The organism is Aeromicrobium sp. JP4, from assembly GCF_054957925.1.
The window spans coordinates 197,017-214,504 of record NZ_CM143290.1 but is presented as its reverse complement, the minus strand read 5'-3'; the positions used below and the strand labels follow the sequence as shown (position 1 = coordinate 214,504).

The following is a 17,488-nucleotide window of genomic DNA, read 5'->3' as shown; positions in this document are numbered from 1 at the left end:
TCAGATCTCCTCGTCCAGGTGGAGGTCGGGCAGGTCGTGGCCCATGCGGGCGGCCTTGGTCTGCAGGTAGCGCAGGTTGTCGGGCGTGGGCGCGATGACCACGGGCAGCCGCTCGGCGACCTTGACGCCGTACTGCTCCAGCTGGGTGGACTTGTCGGGGTTGTTGGTCAGCAGGCGCACCGACGTGACGCCGAGCTCGCGCAGGATCTGGGCCCCGGCGGCGTAGTCGCGCTCGTCCTCGCCGAAGCCGAGCGAGAGGTTCGCGTCGACGGTGTCCTGGCCCTGGTCCTGCAGCTCGTAGGCGCGCAGCTTGTGCAGCAGGCCGATCCCCCGGCCCTCGTGGCCGCGGAGGTAGACCACGATGCCGGCGCCGGCGGCGACGACCTCGGCCATCGCGGCCTCCAGCTGCGGGCCGCAGTCGCAGCGTCGCGAGCCGAAGACGTCGCCGGTCAGGCACTCGGAGTGCAGCCGGACCAGCACGTCCTCGGTGCCGGGCTCGCCGTGGACGAGGGCCACGTGCTCGGCGCCGTCGATGCGGTCCTTGAAGCCCATGGCGCGGAACGTGCCGAACTCGGTGGGCAGGTGGGCGTCGGCGAGGCGGGTGATCTGCGACTCGTGCAGCCGCAGGTACACCTGCAGGTCGGCGATCGACACGAGTGCCATGTCGTGCTCGTCGGCGAACTCGCGCAACTCGGGCGCGCGCTTGAGGGTGCCGTCGTCGTTCATCACCTCGCCGATCACGCCGGCGGGGGTCAGGCCCGCGAGCCGGGCGAAGTCGACCGCGGCCTCGGTGTGGCCGGCGCGCTCCAGCACCCCGCCGGGCTTGGCGCGCAGCGGCACGATGTGGCCGGGCTGCACCAGCTCGAACGGCTCGGTGGCCGAGTCGGCGAGCACGCGGCACGTGCGGGCGCGGTCGGAGGCCGAGATGCCGGTGGTGACGCCGTCGCGGGCGTCGATCGACACCGTGTAGGCGGTGCGCAGCCGGTCGCGGTTGTGCGGGGTCATCAGCGGGATCGCCAGCCGGTCGAGGATCTCGCCCGTGATCGGGGCGCAGACCAGGCCGCTGGAGTAGCGGACCAGGAACGCCATCAGCTCGGGCGTCGCCTTGGAGGCGGCGAAGATGATGTCGCCCTCGTTCTCGCGGTCCTCGTCGTCGACGACGACGATCGCCTTCCCCTCGCGGATGTCGGCGATCGCGCGCTCGATGCTGTCGAGGCGGACTCCGGTGTGCTGCTCCTCGATCATGAGTGAGCTCCCTTCTCGAGCAGTCGCTCGACGTACTTGGCGATGACGTCCACCTCGAGGTTGACGCGGTCGCCGGGCTTGCGGTCGCCGAGCACGGTGTCGGCGAGGGTCGTGGGGATGAGGGACACGCTGAACCAGTCGTCGCCGGCCTCGACCACGGTGAGCGACGTGCCGTCGACGGTGATCGAGCCCTTGTCCACGACGTAGCGCGCCAGCTCGGCCGGGAGGCTGAACCGGACGACCTCCCAGTGCTCGCTGGGGGTGCGGTCGATCAGCGTGGCCGTGCCGTCGACGTGGCCCTGCACGATGTGACCGCCCATCCGGGCCCCGGCCTGCATCGCGCGCTCCAGGTTGACGACGGATCCGGCCTTCAGGTCGCCGAGGCTCGTGCGGTCCAGCGACTCGCGCATGACGTCGGCGCTGAACGTGTCCTGCGTCGGGTCGATCACCGTCAGGCAGCAGCCGTTGACCGCGATCGAGTCGCCGTGTCCGGCGTCCGACGTGACGACGGGTCCGCGGATCGTGATCCGCACCGCGTCCCCGAGGTCGTCGAGGGCCACGACCGTGCCCTTCTCCTCCACCAAGCCCGTGAACATCAGTTCGTGCCCTCGCTGTCAGGTTCCTCGATCGGTGTGTCCATGTCCTCGCGCGGCATCCGGCCCGGCGTGCCGACGATGCGGATGTCGGGTCCGACCATCCGCAGGTCGGTGATCTCGATGGGGCGGATGTCCGCGAGCGTGGTCGCCTCGCCCTCGAGCGCGGCGCGGCCCGAGCCCAGCATGGCCGGCGTCATGTAGCCGATCACGCGGTCGATGAGGCCCTCGCCCCAGAACGCGCCGGCGAGCCGGGGGCCGCCCTCGAGCCAGACGTGATGGATGCCCTCGGCCTGCAGCTCGGCGAGGACCTCGTGGGGGTCGCGCGAGTGGATCTGGCGCGTGGGCGCGACGCGGTCGAACACGCGGTAGTAGGCGGGGATCTTCGATTCCCCCACCACGACGCGCAACGGCTGGCGGTCGTACGGCAGAGGCAGGTCGGCGGCGTCGCGCACGGTGAGCCGCGGATCGTCCGCGAGCACGGAGTAGGTGCCGGCCATGATGGCGTCGCACTCGGCGCGGAAGACCTGGACGTCGCGGCGGGCGGTCTGGCTGGTGATCCACTTGCTGGTGCCGTCGGGGGCGGCGCTGAGGCCGTCGAGCGTCGCGGCGTACTTCCAGGTGACGAACGGCCGGCCGTGGAGGTGGCGGTGGGACCAGAAGCGGACCAGCTCGTCGGTCTCGTCGGCCAGGACGCCGCCCTCGACGTCGAGGCCCGCCTCGAGGAGGACCTTCGCTCCCCCAGCGCCCTCGGCCGGGTCGGTGGTGCCGAACACCACGCGGGTCACACCGGCGGCGATCAGCGCCTGCGTGCAGGGGCCGGTGCGGCCGGTGTGGTTGCAGGGCTCGAGGGTGACGACGGCGGTGGCGCCCCGGGCGCGGTCACCGGCGAGCTGCAGGGCGTCGACCTCGGCGTGCGGCGTGCCCGCGCCCCGGTGGACGCCCACGGCGATCTCACGGCCCTCGGCGTCGAGCAGCACGCAGCCGACCGGCGGGTTGGGCAGGGTGCGACCCACGGCTCGGGCGGCCTCGACGGCCCGGCGCATCGCGTCGGTCTCGGTCTGACTGGCCACCGGTCTCCCTGACATCAGGCTCACGGGACACCGGGGACGGCTCGGACGCAGGATGCGTCCGAGCAGCGTGCGCCTTCCATCCGGACTTTCACCGTCGGTACCGGAGTTTCACCGGTTCAACCTCGGCCCTGCGAGCAGGGCCTCGGGTCGCGGACTGTCACCGCCGGTTCGGACTTGCACCGACCCCGGAGCACGCGAGCGATTAGCTCGTACGGGGAAAGTCTAGCGGCTCAGTGGCAGGCGCCGACGGCCGTCTCACGCAGACGCTCCACCATGGCGCCCGGGTCGTCGGCGCTGTAGACCGCCGAACCGGCCACGAAGGTGTCGGCGCCGGCCTCCGCGCAGCGCTCGATCGTCTCCAGCGAGACGCCGCCGTCGACCTGGAGCCAGATGTCGCCACCGACCCGGTCGAGCAGGGCACGCGTGCGTCGGATCTTCGGCAGGCACAGGTCCAGGAACTTCTGGCCGCCGAACCCCGGCTCGACCGTCATGATCAGCACCATGTCGAGCTCCGGCAGCAGGTCCTCGTAGGGCTCGATCGGCGTCGCGGGCTTGAGCGCCATCGACGCGCGGGCCCCCTGCGCGCGGATCTCGCGGGCCAGGCGCACCGGCGCCTTCGCGGCCTCCACGTGGAAGGTGACGCTCGACGCGCCCGCCTCCACGAACTGCGGCGCCCAGCGATCGGGCTCCTCGATCATCAGGTGCGCGTCGATCGGCTGCGGCGCGGCCTTCGCCAGCGCCTCGATCACGGGCGCGCCGAGCGTCAGGTTCGGCACGAAGTGGTTGTCCATCACGTCCATGTGCAGGAAGTCGGCCGTCGGGATCCGGGCCGCCTCCCCCGCCAGGTTCGCGAAGTCGGCGTTCAGCAGGCTCGGCGTGATGCGCATGGGGCGAGCGTATCCGTCAGCTGCGGCGCAGCAGCGCCAGGTACATCGCGTCCGTGCCGTCGATGTGCGGCCACCAGTGGTGCTCGGACTCGACCGTCACGTCGGACCGCTCGGCGAGCACCGCTTCGACGACCTCGCGGGTCTCGGCGGGCAGCGGCGAGCAGGTGGCGTAGCCCACCACTCCCCCCGGCCGGACCAGGTCGATGGCGCGCGTGAGCAGCTGCCGCTGCAGCGTGACGAGCTCGGGGACGTCCTCGGCACGGCGTCGCCAGCGGGCCTCGGGACGACGGCGCAGGGCGCCCAGCCCGGTGCACGGGGCGTCGAGGAGGACGCGGTCGAACGACTCCTCCTCCCACGGACCCTTGCGGCCGTCGTGGACCGTGACCTCGACGTTGTTGAGCGCCCGCACGGACTGACGGACGAGCTCGGCGCGGTGCGGCTGCATCTCGTTGGCCACGAGGGAGGCACCGCGCTGGGCGGCGAGCGCGCCGAGCAGTGCGGCCTTGCCACCGGGCCCCGCGGCGAGGTCGAGCCAGTGCGTGTCGTACCCCTCGAGCGGCGCCTCGGCCGTGGTGATCGCCACCATCTGCGAGCCCTCGTCCTGCACCCCGGCGCGGCCGTCGCGCACGGCGGGCACGAAGCCCGGGTCTCCTCCAGCGGTCATCACGCGGGCATAGGGGCTGAGCCGGCCCGTCTCCCCCGGCAGAGACCGCGGGTCGACGAGTCCGGGTCGGGCCACGAGCGTGACGTAGGGCGGCACGTTGTCGGCCTCGAGCAGGTCCTCGAGCTGGTCCGGGCCGACGGCCTGCTCCAGCGCCTCGACGACCCAACGCGGGTGCGAGTACCGGACGGCCAGCGCGTCGAGCCGGCTCAGCCCTGCGGTGACCTCGTTGAGCCACAGACCGAGGTCCTTCTGCCCGATCTTGCGCAGGACCGCGTTGGTGAAGCCGACGGGCCGGTGCCCGATCCGGCGACGTACCAGGTTCACGGTGGTGTCGACGGCCGCGTGGGGCGGCACGCGCATCGCCAGCAGCTGGTGGGCCCCGAGCCGCAGTGCGTCGCGCACGGCCGGGTGGACCGTGCCCGTGGCCACGCGATCGATGATCGCGTCGTAGGTGCCCTGGTTGCGGATCGTGTTGTGGGTCAGCTCCGTCGCCAGTGCGGCATCGCGCTCGGACAGTCCGCCCAGCAAGGTCGGCAGCAGCAGGTTGACGTACACCTCGCGCGTCCGGACTGCCGACATGACCTCGAACGCGACCTCGCGCGGATCGGTGATGGCCTTGGCGCTCATGCGAACACCACCTCGGTGGCTCCGCCGAGGCCCCGGCCCCAGTCGGCGGCGGCCATCGCCTTCTTGCCGTGCGGCTGCACCTCGCCCAGCACGACGTCGGTCGTGGTGGTGCCGACGCGCACCTCGCGCTTGCCGATCGACGCCACGCCCGGCTTGAGCGTGGACTCCTCGGCGATGGTGAGCGGCCCGATCTTCAGGCGCGCCCCGTCCACCTCGGTCCAGGCGCCCGGCGCGGGCGTGCAGCCGCGGATCTGGCGGTCGACGGCGAAGGCGGGGCGGTTCCAGTCGATGCGAGCGTCCTCGGTGGTCAGCTTGTGGGCGTAGGAGACGTTGTCCTCGGGCTGGCGCACCGCGCCGATGTCGCCCTCCTCGATGTGGTCGACGACGTCGACGACAAGGGTGGCGCCCTGGTCGGACAGGCGGTCCAGGAGTGTTCCGGTGGTGTCGTCCTGCTGGATCCGCTCGGTGATCGTGCCGAGCACCGGGCCGGCGTCCAGCGCCTCCACGAGGCTGAAGACGGTGGCGCCGGTGATCTCGTCACCGGCCATGATCGAGCGCTGCACCGGGGCGGCTCCGCGCCAGGCCGGCAGCACGGAGTAGTGCAGGTTGATCCAGCCGAACTCGAGGGCGTCGAGCACGTCGCGGCGCAGCAGCGCTCCGTACGCGACGATCACGCCCAGGCGCGCCTCCGTGGCCGCCAGAGCGTCGAGGAACTCGGGGTCGGACGTGGACGTCGGCTTGAGCACGTCGATCCCGTGGGCCTCGGCGGCCACCGCCACGGGCGAGGGCTGCAACGAGCGGCCGCGGCCGACCCGCGCGTCGGGACGGGTGATCACGGCGACCACCTCGTGGCGGCTGGCGACGAGCGCCTCGAGCGTCGGCACGGCGGTGGCCGGGGTCCCGGCGAACACGATCTTCACCCGCCGAGTCTAGGTCGTGCCGCCGGGCGGCTCAGAAGGCGACGGGGTCGACCTGGATCCGCACCGGTGTCTCCTTGGCCGCGCTGCGCTCGGCGGCCACCTGCTTGAGCACCGCCGCGAGGGCCAGTCCCTCGCGCCGGGGCACCCGCAGGATGAGGCGCTCGCGGCCCGGCTCCAGCGGGACCGGGCCGAGGACGTCGACGAACGGCGGCCACGACCGCCGCGCCAGGACGCCGATCACGTCGTCGGTGCCGTCGACCGTGGCGAGGCGCCCGACGGGCGGCAGGTGGGTCTCGGCGCGCTCGGAGAGCTCACGAGCGGCCACGGCCACCGGGTCAGCCCGGACGAGCGCCTGCAGGACGGTGGTGTCGCCGACTGCAACGGCGCGCGCGCCGAAGGCCGACAGCGCCAGGGCGTTGAACCAGCGCCGGTGCGACTCCTCCGTGACGCGCACGTCGTCGCGGCCCAGCATGAGCCACGTGTCGAGCAGCACCACCACGGCGTAGCCGCCGGGGACGGGCGGCTCGGCACCGGGCGTGGCCAGCACGAGCGGGTGACCCTCGGGATCGACCGTCTCGAGCACCGTGTCACCGCCCGAGGTGAGGACGGTGCGGTCGGGGAAGGCGGCGCCGAACTCCTCGGCGGTGCGCAGCTGGCCCACGACCGGGGCGCGCAGGCGCGTGCCGCCGCACTCGGTGCAGCGCCAGCGGGGCACCTCCGTGGCGCACCAGCGGCACACCAGCGGGGCGTCGGCGCGGTGCTGCAGCAGCGGTCCGTGGCACTGAGGGCAGGAGGCCGGTGTGCGGCAGTCCTGGCACGCCAAGGAGGTGCGGTAGCCGCGCCGCGGCACCTGGACGAGCACGGGACCCTCCGCGGCCCGGACCGCCTGGAACACCGCGGCGGGCAGCCGGGCGGCGGCCGCGCCGTGCTCGGTGCCGTCGGTGACCTCGACCACGGGCCACTCGCGCCGGCGCGACGCCTGGTCGGCGACGATCTCGGCGCACCAGCCCTGCTGCACGAGGGACTGGGCCTCGGCGGTGCGGGCATGGCCTGCGATCAGCACGGCCGCGCCCGTCTCGATCGCCCGGGTGAGCAGCACCTCGCGGGTGTGGGGGTACGGCGCCCGGGGCTCGGCGTGGAGGTCGTCGCCGTCGTCCCAGATCACGACGAGACCGAGGTCGCGCACGGGCGCGTAGGCGGCGGCACGGGTTCCCAGCACGACCTGCACCTCACCGCGGGAGACCCGCAGGAAGTTGCGGTAGCGCGCCGCGGGCTTCTCGGCGGCCGTGAGCGCCACGTGGGCGTCGGGACCGAGGGCCTCGGTGAAGGCCGCGTGCCAGCGAGCCACCTCACGCACGTCGGGCACGCAGACGACCGCGCCCCGACCCGACCGCACGACCGCCGACACCGCCTCGGCCACGGCCCGCTCGGGCTCGTGGCGCGGCAGCACGTTCAGCACGGCGCGGGGCGACTCCCCCGCCGCCAGCGCCTCGACGTAGGACGCGCCGTGCACGTAGGCGTGCCACGAGGCGCTGCCGATGTCGGGCGGCCGTGGTGCCGGCTCGGCCGGCGGGTGGGCCTCGGCACGGGCGTGGCGCGGCGGGATCGCGAGCCGCAGCACGTCGGCCGCGGTGCCCGCGTAGCGGTCGGCCAGGGCCCGGGCGAGGGCGGCGACCTCCGGGGTCAGGACCGGCTCGGAGGAGACCACCTTGGCGACCGCCGCGAGCTTGCCGTCGTGCGCGGAGTCGTCGGCGAGCTCGAGGACGAATCCATCCACGAGCCGTCCCGCGAAGCGCACCTTGACCCGGCATCCGGGCACGACCGCCTCGGCCAGCTCGTCAGGGACGGCGTAGTCGAACGGACGGTCCAGATGCGACAGCGGCGTGTCGACGAGGACTCTCGCGACACGCCGCTGTGCTGGGTTCACTCGGCTGTTCTACCAGCAGGGCCCGACAGGGCCCCGGGGCACGGGATCAGAGACCCGCGGCCGCGCGCAGGGCGTCGGCGCGGTCGGTGCTCTCCCAGGGCAGGCCCGGGCGGCCGAAGTGGCCGTAGGCGGCCGTCTCGGCGTAGATCGGGCGCAGCAGGTCGAGGTCGCGCACGATGGCGGCCGGGCGCAGGTCGAAGACCTCGAGCACCGCGTCGCGGATCGTGTCGACCGGGACGACCTCGGTGCCGAACGTGTCGACGTAGAAGCCGACCGGGTGGGCCACGCCGATCGCGTACGCGACCTGGACCTCGGCCTTGGTGGCCAGGCCGGAGGCCACGATGTTCTTGGCGACCCACCGCATCGCGTACGCGGCGGAGCGGTCGACCTTGCTCGGATCCTTGCCGCTGAACGCGCCGCCACCGTGACGGGCGTAGCCGCCGTAGGTGTCGACGATGATCTTGCGGCCCGTCAGGCCGGCGTCGCCCATGGGGCCGCCGATGACGAACTTGCCCGTCGGGTTGATGTGCGACTTGTAGTTCGACGAGTCGATGTCGTACTGGCTCAGCACCTCGTCGATGACGTGCTTCTTGAGGTCGGAGGGCAGCTGGTGCTCGAGGTCGACGCCCTCCTCGTGCTGGGTGGAGATGACGATCGCCTCGACGCGCACGGGCTTGTCGTTGTCGTCGTACTCGATGGTGACCTGGGTCTTGCCGTCGGGACGCAGGTACGGCAGCGTGCCGTCCTTGCGGACCTTGGTCAGCTGCTCGGAGAGGCGGTGCGCGATCGTGATCGGCAGCGGCATCAGCTCGGGGGTCTCGTCGCAGGCGAAGCCGAACATCAGGCCCTGGTCGCCGGCGCCCTGGAGGTCGAGCGGGTCGGTGGCGCCGCCGAGGCGGGCCTCCTCGGCCGTGTCGACGCCCTGCGCGATGTCGGGCGACTGCGCGTCGAGGGTGACCTGCACGGCGCAGGACTCACCGTCGAAGCCCTTGGTGGACGAGTCGTAGCCGATTGCGAGCACGCGGTCCCGCGCGATCCGCGCGATGTCGGCGTACGCCTCGGTGGTGACCTCGCCGCCGACCAGGACCAGGCCCGTGGTCACGAACGTCTCGGCCGCGACGCGGCTCTTCGGGTCCTGCGCGAGGAGTGCGTCGAGGATGCTGTCGCTGATCTGGTCGGCGATCTTGTCCGGGTGACCCTCGGTCACGGACTCCGAGGTGAATAGACGGCTCACGGTTACCTCTCTGGCTGGTGGCTACGACGTCTGAGACGTCGTGATGACTGTAGTGGGCGGGTGATGAGGGGGCGGGTTCATTCCACCCGTTGGACGACCGCGTCCCAGATCGCGTGGGCGATCTCGGACTTGGCCGCGCGGGCCACGGGATGCTCGGATCCCTCAGCCGTGAGGATGGTGACCTCGTTGTCGGGCTGGCCGAACGTGCGCTCGGACCCGACGTCGTTGACGACGAGCAGGTCGCAGCCCTTGCGGGCCATCTTGGCGCGGGCGTGGTCGAGCACCGAGCCGTTCGCGTCGCCGGTCTCGGCGGCGAATCCCACGATGACCGGGCGCTGGCCCGAGCGGGTGCGGACGAGCTCGACGAGGATGTCCGGGTTCTCGATCAGCTCGATCGACGGCGCGACGCCGTCGGCCTGCTTCTTGATCTTCGCGTCGGCGAAGGACGCCGGCCGGAAGTCGGCCGGTGCTGCCGCCATCACGACGGCGTCGGCGGACTCGGCGGCCTTGAGCATCGCCTCGCGCAGCTCGGACGTGGTGACGACCCGGACCACCTCGGCGCCGGCGGGCACGTCGATCGACACGTTGGCGGCCACCAGCGTGACCGTGGCGCCGCGGGCGAGGGCGGCCTCGGCGAGGGCGATCCCCTGGCGGCCCGACGAGCGGTTGCCCAGGAATCGCACCGGATCGAGGAACTCGCGCGTGCCACCGGCCGACACCACGACGTGCTGGCCGGCGAGGTCGCGCGGACGGCCCTGCAGCACCTGCAGGCATACCGCGTGGATGGCCTCGGGATCGGGCAGCCGGCCGGGGCCGGTGTCGGCGCCGGTGAGGCGCCCGGAGTCGGGCTCGATGACCAGCACGCCGCGCTCGCGCAGCGTGGCGACGTTCGCCACGGTGGCGGGGTGCTCCCACATCTCGGTATGCATGGCCGGGGCCATCACGACCGGGCACCGGGCGGTGAGCAGCGTGTTGGTCAGCAGGTCGTCGGCCAGCCCGTGCGCGGCGCGGGCCAGGGTGTTGGCCGTGGCCGGCGCGACGACCACGAGATCGGCCGTCTGGCCCAGCTTCACGTGCGGGACCTCGGGGACGTTCTCGAACACGCCGGTCTGGACCGGGTTCCCCGAGAGGGCCTCCCACGTGGGGGCGCCGACGAACTCCAGCGCGGACTCGGTGGGCACGACGCGGACGTCGTGCCCGGCCTCGGTGAACAGGCGCAGCAGCAGCGCCGCCTTGTAGGCGGCGACGCCGCCGGTGACGCCGAGGACGATGCGACTCATCGCGACGTCAGGCTCAGGCCTCGTCGGTGGTCGCGGGCGCGTCGGCGTCGGGGGTGATGTCCTCGACGGTCAGCAGGCCGGCGTTGATCTCGCGCAGCGCGATCGACAGGGGCTTCTCCTGGACCTCGGTCTCGAGCAGCGGACCGACGTACTCGAGCAGGCCCTCGCCGAGCTGGGAGTAGTACGCGTTGATCTGGCGAGCGCGCTTGGCGCTGTAGAGGACGAGCTTGTACTTGGAGTCCGCCTTCTCGAGCAGGTCGTCGATCGGCGGGTTGGTGATGCCTTCGGCGGCAGAACGTGTCGTGGACACTCAGAATCTCCAGAAGTTCGAGGATTACCCGGCAGGGTCGGCTGGCGGGCGTGATCTGAACAAGTCTACCAACTCCCGCCCCGCTTCCTCGACTTCGGTGTTGACGATGGTGGCGTCGAACTCCGACACTGCCGCCAGCTCCTCGCGGGCGGTGGCCAGGCGGCGCTCGCGCTCGGCCTCGGTCTCGGTGCCGCGGCCGACGAGGCGGTTGACCAGCTCGTCCCAGCTGGGCGGCGCCAGGAACACCAGGAAGGCCTCGGGGAACCGCTCGCGCACCTGGCGCGCGCCCTGCAGGTCGATCTCCAGCAGGACCGACTCGCCCTGCGCCAGCTTCTCCTCCACGGCGGCGCGCGGGGTGCCGTAGCGGTTGACGCCGTGGACCGTGGCGTACTCGAGCAGGCCGTCGGTGGCGATGAGGTGGTCGAACTCCTCGGGGGTGACGAAGTGGTAGTGCCGGCCGTCGACCTCGCCCGGCCGGGCGGGCCGGGTGGTGGCCGAGACGGACATCCAGATCTCGGGGTGGTGCTCGCGCACCCACGCCGCCACCGTGCCCTTGCCGACCGCGGTGGGCCCGGCCAGCACGATCAGGCGACCGCGCCGTTCAGCACTGCGTGGTTCAGCCACGGCGGGCGATCTCGGCGACGAGGCCCTTGGCCTGGTTCGTGCCGAGGCCGCGCAGGCGGCGGCTCTCGGCGATGCTCAGGTCGGCCATGATCTGCTGGGCCGTCAGCTTCCCGATGCCGGGGATGCTCTGGAGCAGGTCGAGCACCTTGATCTTGGCGACGGCCTCGTTGCGCTTGGCCTCGGCCAGCACGTCGGCGACGCTCGCGCCGGAATGGCGCAGGCGGTACTTCACCTCGGCACGCACCTGGCGGGCGGCGGCCGCCTTGGCCAGCGCCTCGCGGCGTTGTTCGTCGGTCAGCTCGGGCAGGGCCACGGTCAACTCCTCACTTCTTCGACAGGTCGATGCCGCACTCGTCGTTCACGTGCTCGACCACGTCCTCGCGCTGGGCCCTCGTGTCGTTGAAGGCCTCGTGGGCGGCGGTGATCCGGTCGATGTCCTGCTGGGACAGGGCGTTCACCTTCTCCTCGCTCTTCATGTCCTCGAGCGCGAAGTCGGCCTTGCGGTGGGCGATCACGACCTTCTTGGTCGCCTTGGCGATGTCGGTCCACTGCTTCGCGATGTCCTCGGGCGCCTCGTGGGCGACCTTCGTCGTGACGTCCGCGTAGGTGGCGAACGCGGCGTCGTTCTGCTGGCCGAAGGTGGCCAGCGAATCGCGGCCCGCGTCGACCGCGTCGCAGTAGGGCCCCCCGCCGGAGCAGCCCGTCAGGGTCGCGAGACCGAGGACCACGGACAGCAGCAGGGAGGGTCGTCGCACCCCGACAGGTTACTAGCGAGCACCGTCCCGCCGACGGTCCGTCGACCGCGTGTATCAGCGCGCCCCCTTCCTGCCTCGTCCCGGATGTGCGCACAATGAACTTCGTGACCAGCGAAAAGTCACACGAACCAGCAGAATCCGACGACGGCCCGTGGATCCGCTCCGGCGAGGCCTTCGCACGCTGGCGTGACGGGGACCGCGGAGCGATCGACGAACTCGTGCGCGAGATGACCCCCGTGCTGTGGCACGTGGTGCGCGCCTACCGGCTCGACGAGGACGTGTGCGAGGACGTCATCCAGTTCACCTGGCTGACGCTCGTGCGCAAGGCCGACAGCGTGGACAACCCGCGTGCCGTCTCCTCGTGGCTCATCATCACGGCCCGCCGCCAGGCATGGCGGGTCGCCTCACGGAACCGGCGCGAGGACGCGGTCGACGACGAGCTGCTGGCGCCTGCGCTGCCCAGCTCGCCCGCCGCCGAGTCCGAGGCCGTCTCGGCCGACGAGAACCACCGGCTGTGGTCGGCGGTCGCGCAGCTCAACGAGCGCTGCCAGCGCCTGTTGCGCGTGATCGCCTTCGATGACCGGCCCGACTACCAGCACATCTCCGAGGACCTGGGCATGCCCGTGGGGAGCATCGGCCCGACACGCCGACGCTGCCTCGAGAAGCTCAAGGCCGTCATCTCCGGCGAGGGGGCCACGTCATGACCGAACGCGATCCGATCTTCACCAACCTGCGAGCGATGTACGAGGTGCTCGATCCACCGCCGGCCCACCTGGCCGACGCCATGATCGCCGCCATCGCCGCCGAGAGCCTCGACGCCGACTACGAGCTGCTGAGTCTGCTGGGCCGCAGCACCGAGCTGGTCGGCACCCGCGGCTCGGGCGTCATTACCATCGAGTTCTCCCACGACGAGGCCTCCATCCTGCTGCGCGTGGCCCAGGTCGACGAGACCACCCGCCGCGTCGACGGCTGGGTCACGGGCACCGGCGCCGACCACGCGCGGCTGACCGCCGGCGACCAGACCTGGACCGCCGACGTGACCGACGGCCGGTTCGAGTTTGAGTCCCTTCCGGCCGGCCTGATCCGCATCTACTTCTCGGGCGACACCGAGCTGGCGACCCCCACCTTCGAGATCTGAGGAGCACCGGATGCGTCCGACTGGCCAGGAGCCGCCGCGCTGGGAAGAGCAGGACCCGTGGGAGCGGGAGCAGGACCTCGAGAGCGTCGCCGCGCGCGAGGGCGCGACCCTCGACCCGTCCAAGGCCACCGTGGGCCCCGGCGGGCGCGAGACGCACCCCACGGCGTACCTCTCGACGAAGCTGCTCATCTCCACCCTCGTCGACGTCGATGCGGCGATCCAGCTGCTGAAGGACGCGGCCGAGGTGTTCAACTGGCAGGTCGTCGAGGACGAGACGTACCCGAGGATCGTGGTCGAGGAGACCGACGAGGAGCGCCGCGAGCGCGCCGAGCGCTACCCGTGGCTCACCACCACCGGCGGTGTCGGCATGGCGCGCGTCGTCATCTCCGCCACGGCTCGCTCGCACGCCCGTCCGCCGGACGCCTGGTCGCTGCTCCAGGCGGCCCGCGCCCTGGCGCTGGGTCGTGAGCCCGAGAAGGGCACCGACCTGCTGCACGGCATCGGTCTCGACCACGTCCTGCAGAGCAGCCCGTTCACGCGGGGCGCGCCGTTCACGCGCGGGGCTCCCTTCACGCGGGGCGCGCCGTTCACCCGCGGGGCTCCCTTCACGCGGGGCGCGCCGTTCACCCGCGGCGCACCCTTCACCCGCGGAGCCCCGTTCACCCGCGGCGCGAGCATGGCGGTCGACTCGTACGGCGAGGTCGGCTCCGGGGGACGCCAGCCGGTGGCGTGGGTCGGCCCGGCTCCCACTCGCTCCCCCGACGACCCCGACGGACAGCGCCGCCCGCGGGTCGGGGTGCTGGACTCCGGCTGCGGCAAGCACGCCTGGTTCACCAACGGCGCGGTCAAGGACGGCACGAAGCTGATCTCCGGAGTCACCATCGGTCGCGACGACGCGCCCACCGACCCCGAGACGCTCGGCAACGTCAGCGGCCCGCTCGACGGCTCGATCGACGACGCCTCGGGCCACGGGACGTTCATCGTGGGCCTCCTGCACCAGGGCTGCCCCGACGCCGACATCCACTGGTGGCGGGTGATGGACTCCGACGGCACGCTCGCCGAGTCCGACTTCGTCACCGCGCTGATCCGCATCGCGCAGCTCGTCCGCGCGGGCGACGGCGGCGTGAACGGGCTCAGCCTCGACGTGCTGAACCTGTCGTTCGGCTACTACCACGAGACGCCGTACGACCTGGAGTTCGACCCGACCCTCTACGAGCTGCTCGCCCTGATCGGCCGGACCGGCACCACCGTGGTCTGCGCGGCGGGCAACGACGCGACGTCGCGTCCCCTCTTCCCCGCCGCCTTCGGGCCGTGGGAGGACCCGGCCGACGAGGTCGTGCGTCGCGACCCCCGCGCCACGCCGATCGTCGCCGTCGGGGCGCTGAACCCGAACGGTCGGACCGACGCGATGTTCACGAACACCGGTCCGTGGGTCCACGTGTACCGGCCGGGCGCCTCGCTCGTCAGCACCATCCCGCCGTTCGAGGGCGGACTCCAGCCGATCGCGCGCGCCACCTTCCGGGGCCGTACCCGCGAGACCGTCGACCCCGACGACTTCGCGAGCGGCTTCGCGGTGTGGAGCGGGTCGTCGTTCGCCGCGCCCGTGTTCGCGGCCCAGCTGGCGTCCGCACTGGCGAAGGACCTCCCGGTGGAGGGAACGGCCGACGATCCGGCGCAGGCCGTGGAGCGGGCGATCGCCGCGATCGGTCGCCTCACCGACCCGGAGTGAGGTCCCATGCTCTCGGCCGTTGAGCTGCACCGGCGGGGCCGAGCCTCGATGGACGCCGGTCGTTACCGCACGGCGCGGCGGCAGCTGTTGACGGCACTGGAGCGCAACGCCGATCCCGATCGTGAGGTGCGGATCCTGGTCAACCTCTCGCACGTCGCGTCCACCCTCGGCGATGCGGAGGAGGCCCTGCGGCGGTGCGACGAGGCCGCGCGGCTGGCCCGAGCGCCGGCCGTGCGCGCGCTCGTGCACAGCCAGCGGGCGGGCCTGCACCTGAACGCGGGCGACGCCGACCGGGCGTCGGCCCTGTACGACCTCGCCGTTCCCGCGCTGACGGGCACGGCCCGGGCGAACGCCCTGATGAACCGCGGGGTGCTGCACCTGCAGCAGTGGCGCCTCGAGCGGGCGCGCCACGACTTCGACGAGGCGGCCGCGCTCTTCGATGCGGCCGGCGACGAGACCGGGTGGGCCCAGGCACGCCACAACGACGGCTACGCGGCGCTGCAGAGCGGCGACCTCGTCGGGGCCCTCGCGGCGATGGACGCGGCGCGCGTGCACTTGGCCGACCTCTCCCCCGTCGCCGCCGCCGTGTGTGACCAGGACACCGCCGAGGCGCTTCTGGCGGCCGGCGAGACCCACGAGGCGGTCGACCTCATCCTCGCTGCCGCCCGCGTCTTCGCCCAGGCACGATTGCGCCAGCACCAGGGCGAGTGCGAGGCCACCGCCGCGCGGGTCCTGCTGTTCAGCGATCCGCGCCGGTCGCGCCGGCTGGCGCGGCAGGCGGCGCGTCGCCTGCGCGGCACGGGCAGCGAGTGGTGGGCGCTGCGCGCCGACACGGTCGCGCTGGCTGCCGAGACCTCGATCGCACCACCCACCGTGGCGTGGCTCGACCGCGCCGAGGAGACCTCCGGCGCCCTGCGGAAGCACGGACTCGACCACTTCGCCCAGCTGCTGGACCTGCTCGCGGCCCGCTTCGCGGCTGTCCTCGGTGATCCCGAGCGGGCGACGCAGCTGCTGAAGCGCGGCCGCACCACCGAGCGCGACGGCCTCACCGAGCGGCTGCTGGAGCGATCGGCGCTGGCGGCGCGGTCACTCGCGCGCGGGCGCAGGCGCGAGGCGCTCGCGCACCTGCGCCGCGGACTCGACCTCCTGCACGACTGGCAGTCGTCCTTCGGCAGCCTCGACCTCGCCGTCGGCGTGGCCGGCAGCGGTCGCGCCCTGGCGCTCACCGGCATCCGCGAGGCCCTCGCCTCGGGCGACCCGTCGCTGGTCCTGGAGTGGTCCGAGCGCGCGCGCGAGCTGACCAGTCGCGTCGTGCCCGTGCGGCCGCCCGTGGACGCCGATGCCGCCGACGACCTCACCCAGATCCGCCAGCTCACCGTGGAGGAGCCGGACGAGGGGTCACCCGAGGCCCGCGAGCTCGCGCGCCTGCGCGATCGGGTGCGGCACCGCGCCTGGCTCGAGCGCGGGTCCGGCGAGGTCGGCGACGTGGTCGAGCCTGCAGAGCTGACCGACTCCCTCGGCGACCGCGACGCGCTCGTGAGCTACCTGTGGGACCGGCGCCGGGTGCACGCCCTGGTGATCACCGACGGCGACCCGGTCCTGCTGGACCTCGGCCCGCACGGTCCTCTCGTCGAGCGGCTCGGCGGGCTCCAGGCCGACCTCGACATGGCCGCCGCCACCCTCATGCCGGCGATGCAGCGAGCGGTGCGTGGATCGCGGGACCGGCGGCTGGTGGAGCTCTCACGACTCCTGGTCGATCCTGTGCTCCCCCACCTGGGCGACCGACGCGTGGTGATCACGCCGGCGGGGCTGCTGTCGGGCCTGCCGTGGTCGATGCTGCCGGGCTTCACCGGGCGTCCGGTCACCGTGCCGGTCACGGCCACGCGGTGGCTGGCCACACGCGACCTCCGCGCACCACGCAGCGCGGGCTTCGTCGCCGGACCCGGCGTCGCACGTGCCGTGGAGGAGGTCAAGCAGTCGGCGGCCCACTGGACGGGCTCCAGCGCGCTCACCGATGCGAGCGCCACCGTGGCGGCCACGCTCGACCTCGCCGACGGTGTGGATCTGCTGCACGTCTCGGCCCACGGCCGCCACGCCGCCGAGAACCCGTTGTTCTCCGGTGTGCTGCTCGAGGACGGACCGCTGTTCGGCTACGACCTCGACCGGATCGCCACGGTGCCGCAGATCGTCATCCTGTCCGCGTGCGAGGTCGGCCGCTCCACGCAGCGCTGGGCCGAGGAGTCGCTGGGCATGGTCACCGCGTGGCTGCACGCCGGTGCGCGCTGCGTGATCGCCTCCCCCGCCGCCGTGGCGGACGACGAGGCCTGCGAGGTCCTGCAGGACGTGCACCAGCTCATGGCCGCGGGCACTCCCCCGGCCGTCGCGCTCGCCGAAGCGACCGGCGACCGCCCCACCTCGTTCGTCTGCTTCGGCGCCGGCTGGTGAGCTGACGGAGCGCTGGCAGTGACGTTCGCGGGGGCGA

Annotated in this window: 17 protein-coding genes and 1 riboswitch; of the genes, 4 read left to right on the top strand and 13 right to left on the bottom strand. The window is 72.8% G+C overall.

Annotated features, from left to right (window positions below; all coding sequences use genetic code 11):
* From ACY1JX_RS01080 to ACY1JX_RS01020, 13 genes are all read right to left on the bottom strand, one after another.
* On the bottom strand, positions 1-1,245 hold the full coding sequence (locus tag ACY1JX_RS01080; RefSeq protein ID WP_286928510.1) for a bifunctional 3,4-dihydroxy-2-butanone-4-phosphate synthase/GTP cyclohydrolase II: 1,245 nt from the start codon (positions 1,243-1,245) through the stop codon (positions 1-3).
* A complete protein-coding gene (locus ACY1JX_RS01075) occupies positions 1,242-1,841 on the bottom strand; it encodes a riboflavin synthase (protein ID WP_462564921.1) in 600 nt (199 codons plus the stop codon). The genes ACY1JX_RS01080 and ACY1JX_RS01075 overlap by 4 nt, the downstream gene beginning before the upstream one ends.
* Positions 1,841-2,926: a bifunctional diaminohydroxyphosphoribosylaminopyrimidine deaminase/5-amino-6-(5-phosphoribosylamino)uracil reductase RibD gene (gene ribD / locus ACY1JX_RS01070; protein WP_462564920.1), complete on the bottom strand. Its 1,086-nt coding sequence runs from the start codon at positions 2,924-2,926 to the stop codon at positions 1,841-1,843. Before ribD ends, ACY1JX_RS01075 begins: the two co-directional genes overlap by 1 nt.
* A gap of 49 nt (positions 2,927-2,975) precedes the next feature.
* Positions 2,976-3,108, bottom strand: a riboswitch (FMN riboswitch).
* A 33-nt stretch (positions 3,109-3,141) separates the two neighbouring features.
* Positions 3,142-3,798, bottom strand: a complete 657-nt coding sequence (gene rpe / locus ACY1JX_RS01065) for a ribulose-phosphate 3-epimerase (RefSeq protein ID WP_078700940.1) — start codon at positions 3,796-3,798, stop codon at positions 3,142-3,144.
* Positions 3,799-3,814: 16 nt separating this feature from the next.
* The gene (locus ACY1JX_RS01060; protein WP_462564919.1) at positions 3,815-5,089 is read right to left on the bottom strand and encodes an RsmB/NOP family class I SAM-dependent RNA methyltransferase; all 1,275 of its coding nucleotides are present in this window, start codon (positions 5,087-5,089) and stop codon (positions 3,815-3,817) included.
* Positions 5,086-6,009, bottom strand: coding sequence for a methionyl-tRNA formyltransferase (fmt, locus tag ACY1JX_RS01055; protein WP_286928502.1), 924 nt, complete (start codon positions 6,007-6,009; stop codon positions 5,086-5,088). Before fmt ends, ACY1JX_RS01060 begins: the two co-directional genes overlap by 4 nt.
* A 31-nt stretch (positions 6,010-6,040) precedes the next feature.
* Positions 6,041-7,936 (bottom strand): primosomal protein N' family DNA-binding protein, encoded by a 1,896-nt coding sequence (locus ACY1JX_RS01050; RefSeq protein ID WP_462564918.1) that lies wholly within the window; start codon positions 7,934-7,936, stop codon positions 6,041-6,043.
* Between the two features lie 46 nt (positions 7,937-7,982).
* Positions 7,983-9,170, bottom strand: coding sequence for a methionine adenosyltransferase (metK, locus tag ACY1JX_RS01045; RefSeq protein WP_181755944.1), 1,188 nt, complete (start codon positions 9,168-9,170; stop codon positions 7,983-7,985).
* 77 nt (positions 9,171-9,247) lie between these two features.
* Positions 9,248-10,450 carry a bifunctional phosphopantothenoylcysteine decarboxylase/phosphopantothenate--cysteine ligase CoaBC gene (gene coaBC, locus ACY1JX_RS01040; protein ID WP_462564917.1) on the bottom strand — a complete coding sequence of 401 codons (1,203 nt, stop codon included), beginning with the start codon at positions 10,448-10,450 and terminating at the stop codon, positions 9,248-9,250.
* A gap of 13 nt (positions 10,451-10,463) precedes the next feature.
* Complete coding sequence (rpoZ, locus tag ACY1JX_RS01035) at positions 10,464-10,760, bottom strand: DNA-directed RNA polymerase subunit omega (RefSeq protein WP_181755946.1); 297 nt, start codon at positions 10,758-10,760, stop codon at positions 10,464-10,466.
* A gap of 24 nt (positions 10,761-10,784) precedes the next feature.
* Positions 10,785-11,384, bottom strand: coding sequence for a guanylate kinase (gene gmk / locus ACY1JX_RS01030; RefSeq protein WP_286928496.1), 600 nt, complete (start codon positions 11,382-11,384; stop codon positions 10,785-10,787).
* Positions 11,377-11,697 (bottom strand): integration host factor, actinobacterial type, encoded by a 321-nt coding sequence (gene mihF, locus ACY1JX_RS01025; RefSeq protein ID WP_462564916.1) that lies wholly within the window; start codon positions 11,695-11,697, stop codon positions 11,377-11,379. Before mihF ends, gmk begins: the two co-directional genes overlap by 8 nt.
* 10 nt (positions 11,698-11,707) lie before the next feature.
* A complete protein-coding gene (locus tag ACY1JX_RS01020; RefSeq protein ID WP_462564915.1) occupies positions 11,708-12,139 on the bottom strand; it encodes a hypothetical protein in 432 nt (143 codons plus the stop codon).
* Between the two features lie 104 nt (positions 12,140-12,243).
* On the opposite strand from ACY1JX_RS01020, the gene ACY1JX_RS01015 reads away from it, so the two are divergent.
* From ACY1JX_RS01015 to ACY1JX_RS01000, 4 genes are read left to right on the top strand one after another with little or no spacing between them, the layout of a single operon-like run.
* A complete protein-coding gene (locus ACY1JX_RS01015) occupies positions 12,244-12,843 on the top strand; it encodes an RNA polymerase sigma factor (protein ID WP_286928494.1) in 600 nt (199 codons plus the stop codon).
* Positions 12,840-13,277, top strand: a complete 438-nt coding sequence (locus ACY1JX_RS01010; protein ID WP_462564914.1) for a hypothetical protein — start codon at positions 12,840-12,842, stop codon at positions 13,275-13,277. The genes ACY1JX_RS01015 and ACY1JX_RS01010 overlap by 4 nt, the downstream gene beginning before the upstream one ends.
* Before the next feature lie 10 nt (positions 13,278-13,287).
* A complete protein-coding gene (locus tag ACY1JX_RS01005; protein WP_462564913.1) occupies positions 13,288-15,006 on the top strand; it encodes a S8/S53 family peptidase in 1,719 nt (572 codons plus the stop codon).
* Between the two features lie 6 nt (positions 15,007-15,012).
* Positions 15,013-17,451 carry a CHAT domain-containing protein gene (locus ACY1JX_RS01000; protein ID WP_462564912.1) on the top strand — a complete coding sequence of 813 codons (2,439 nt, stop codon included), beginning with the start codon at positions 15,013-15,015 and terminating at the stop codon, positions 17,449-17,451.
* Positions 17,452-17,488: the final 37 nt, after the last annotated feature.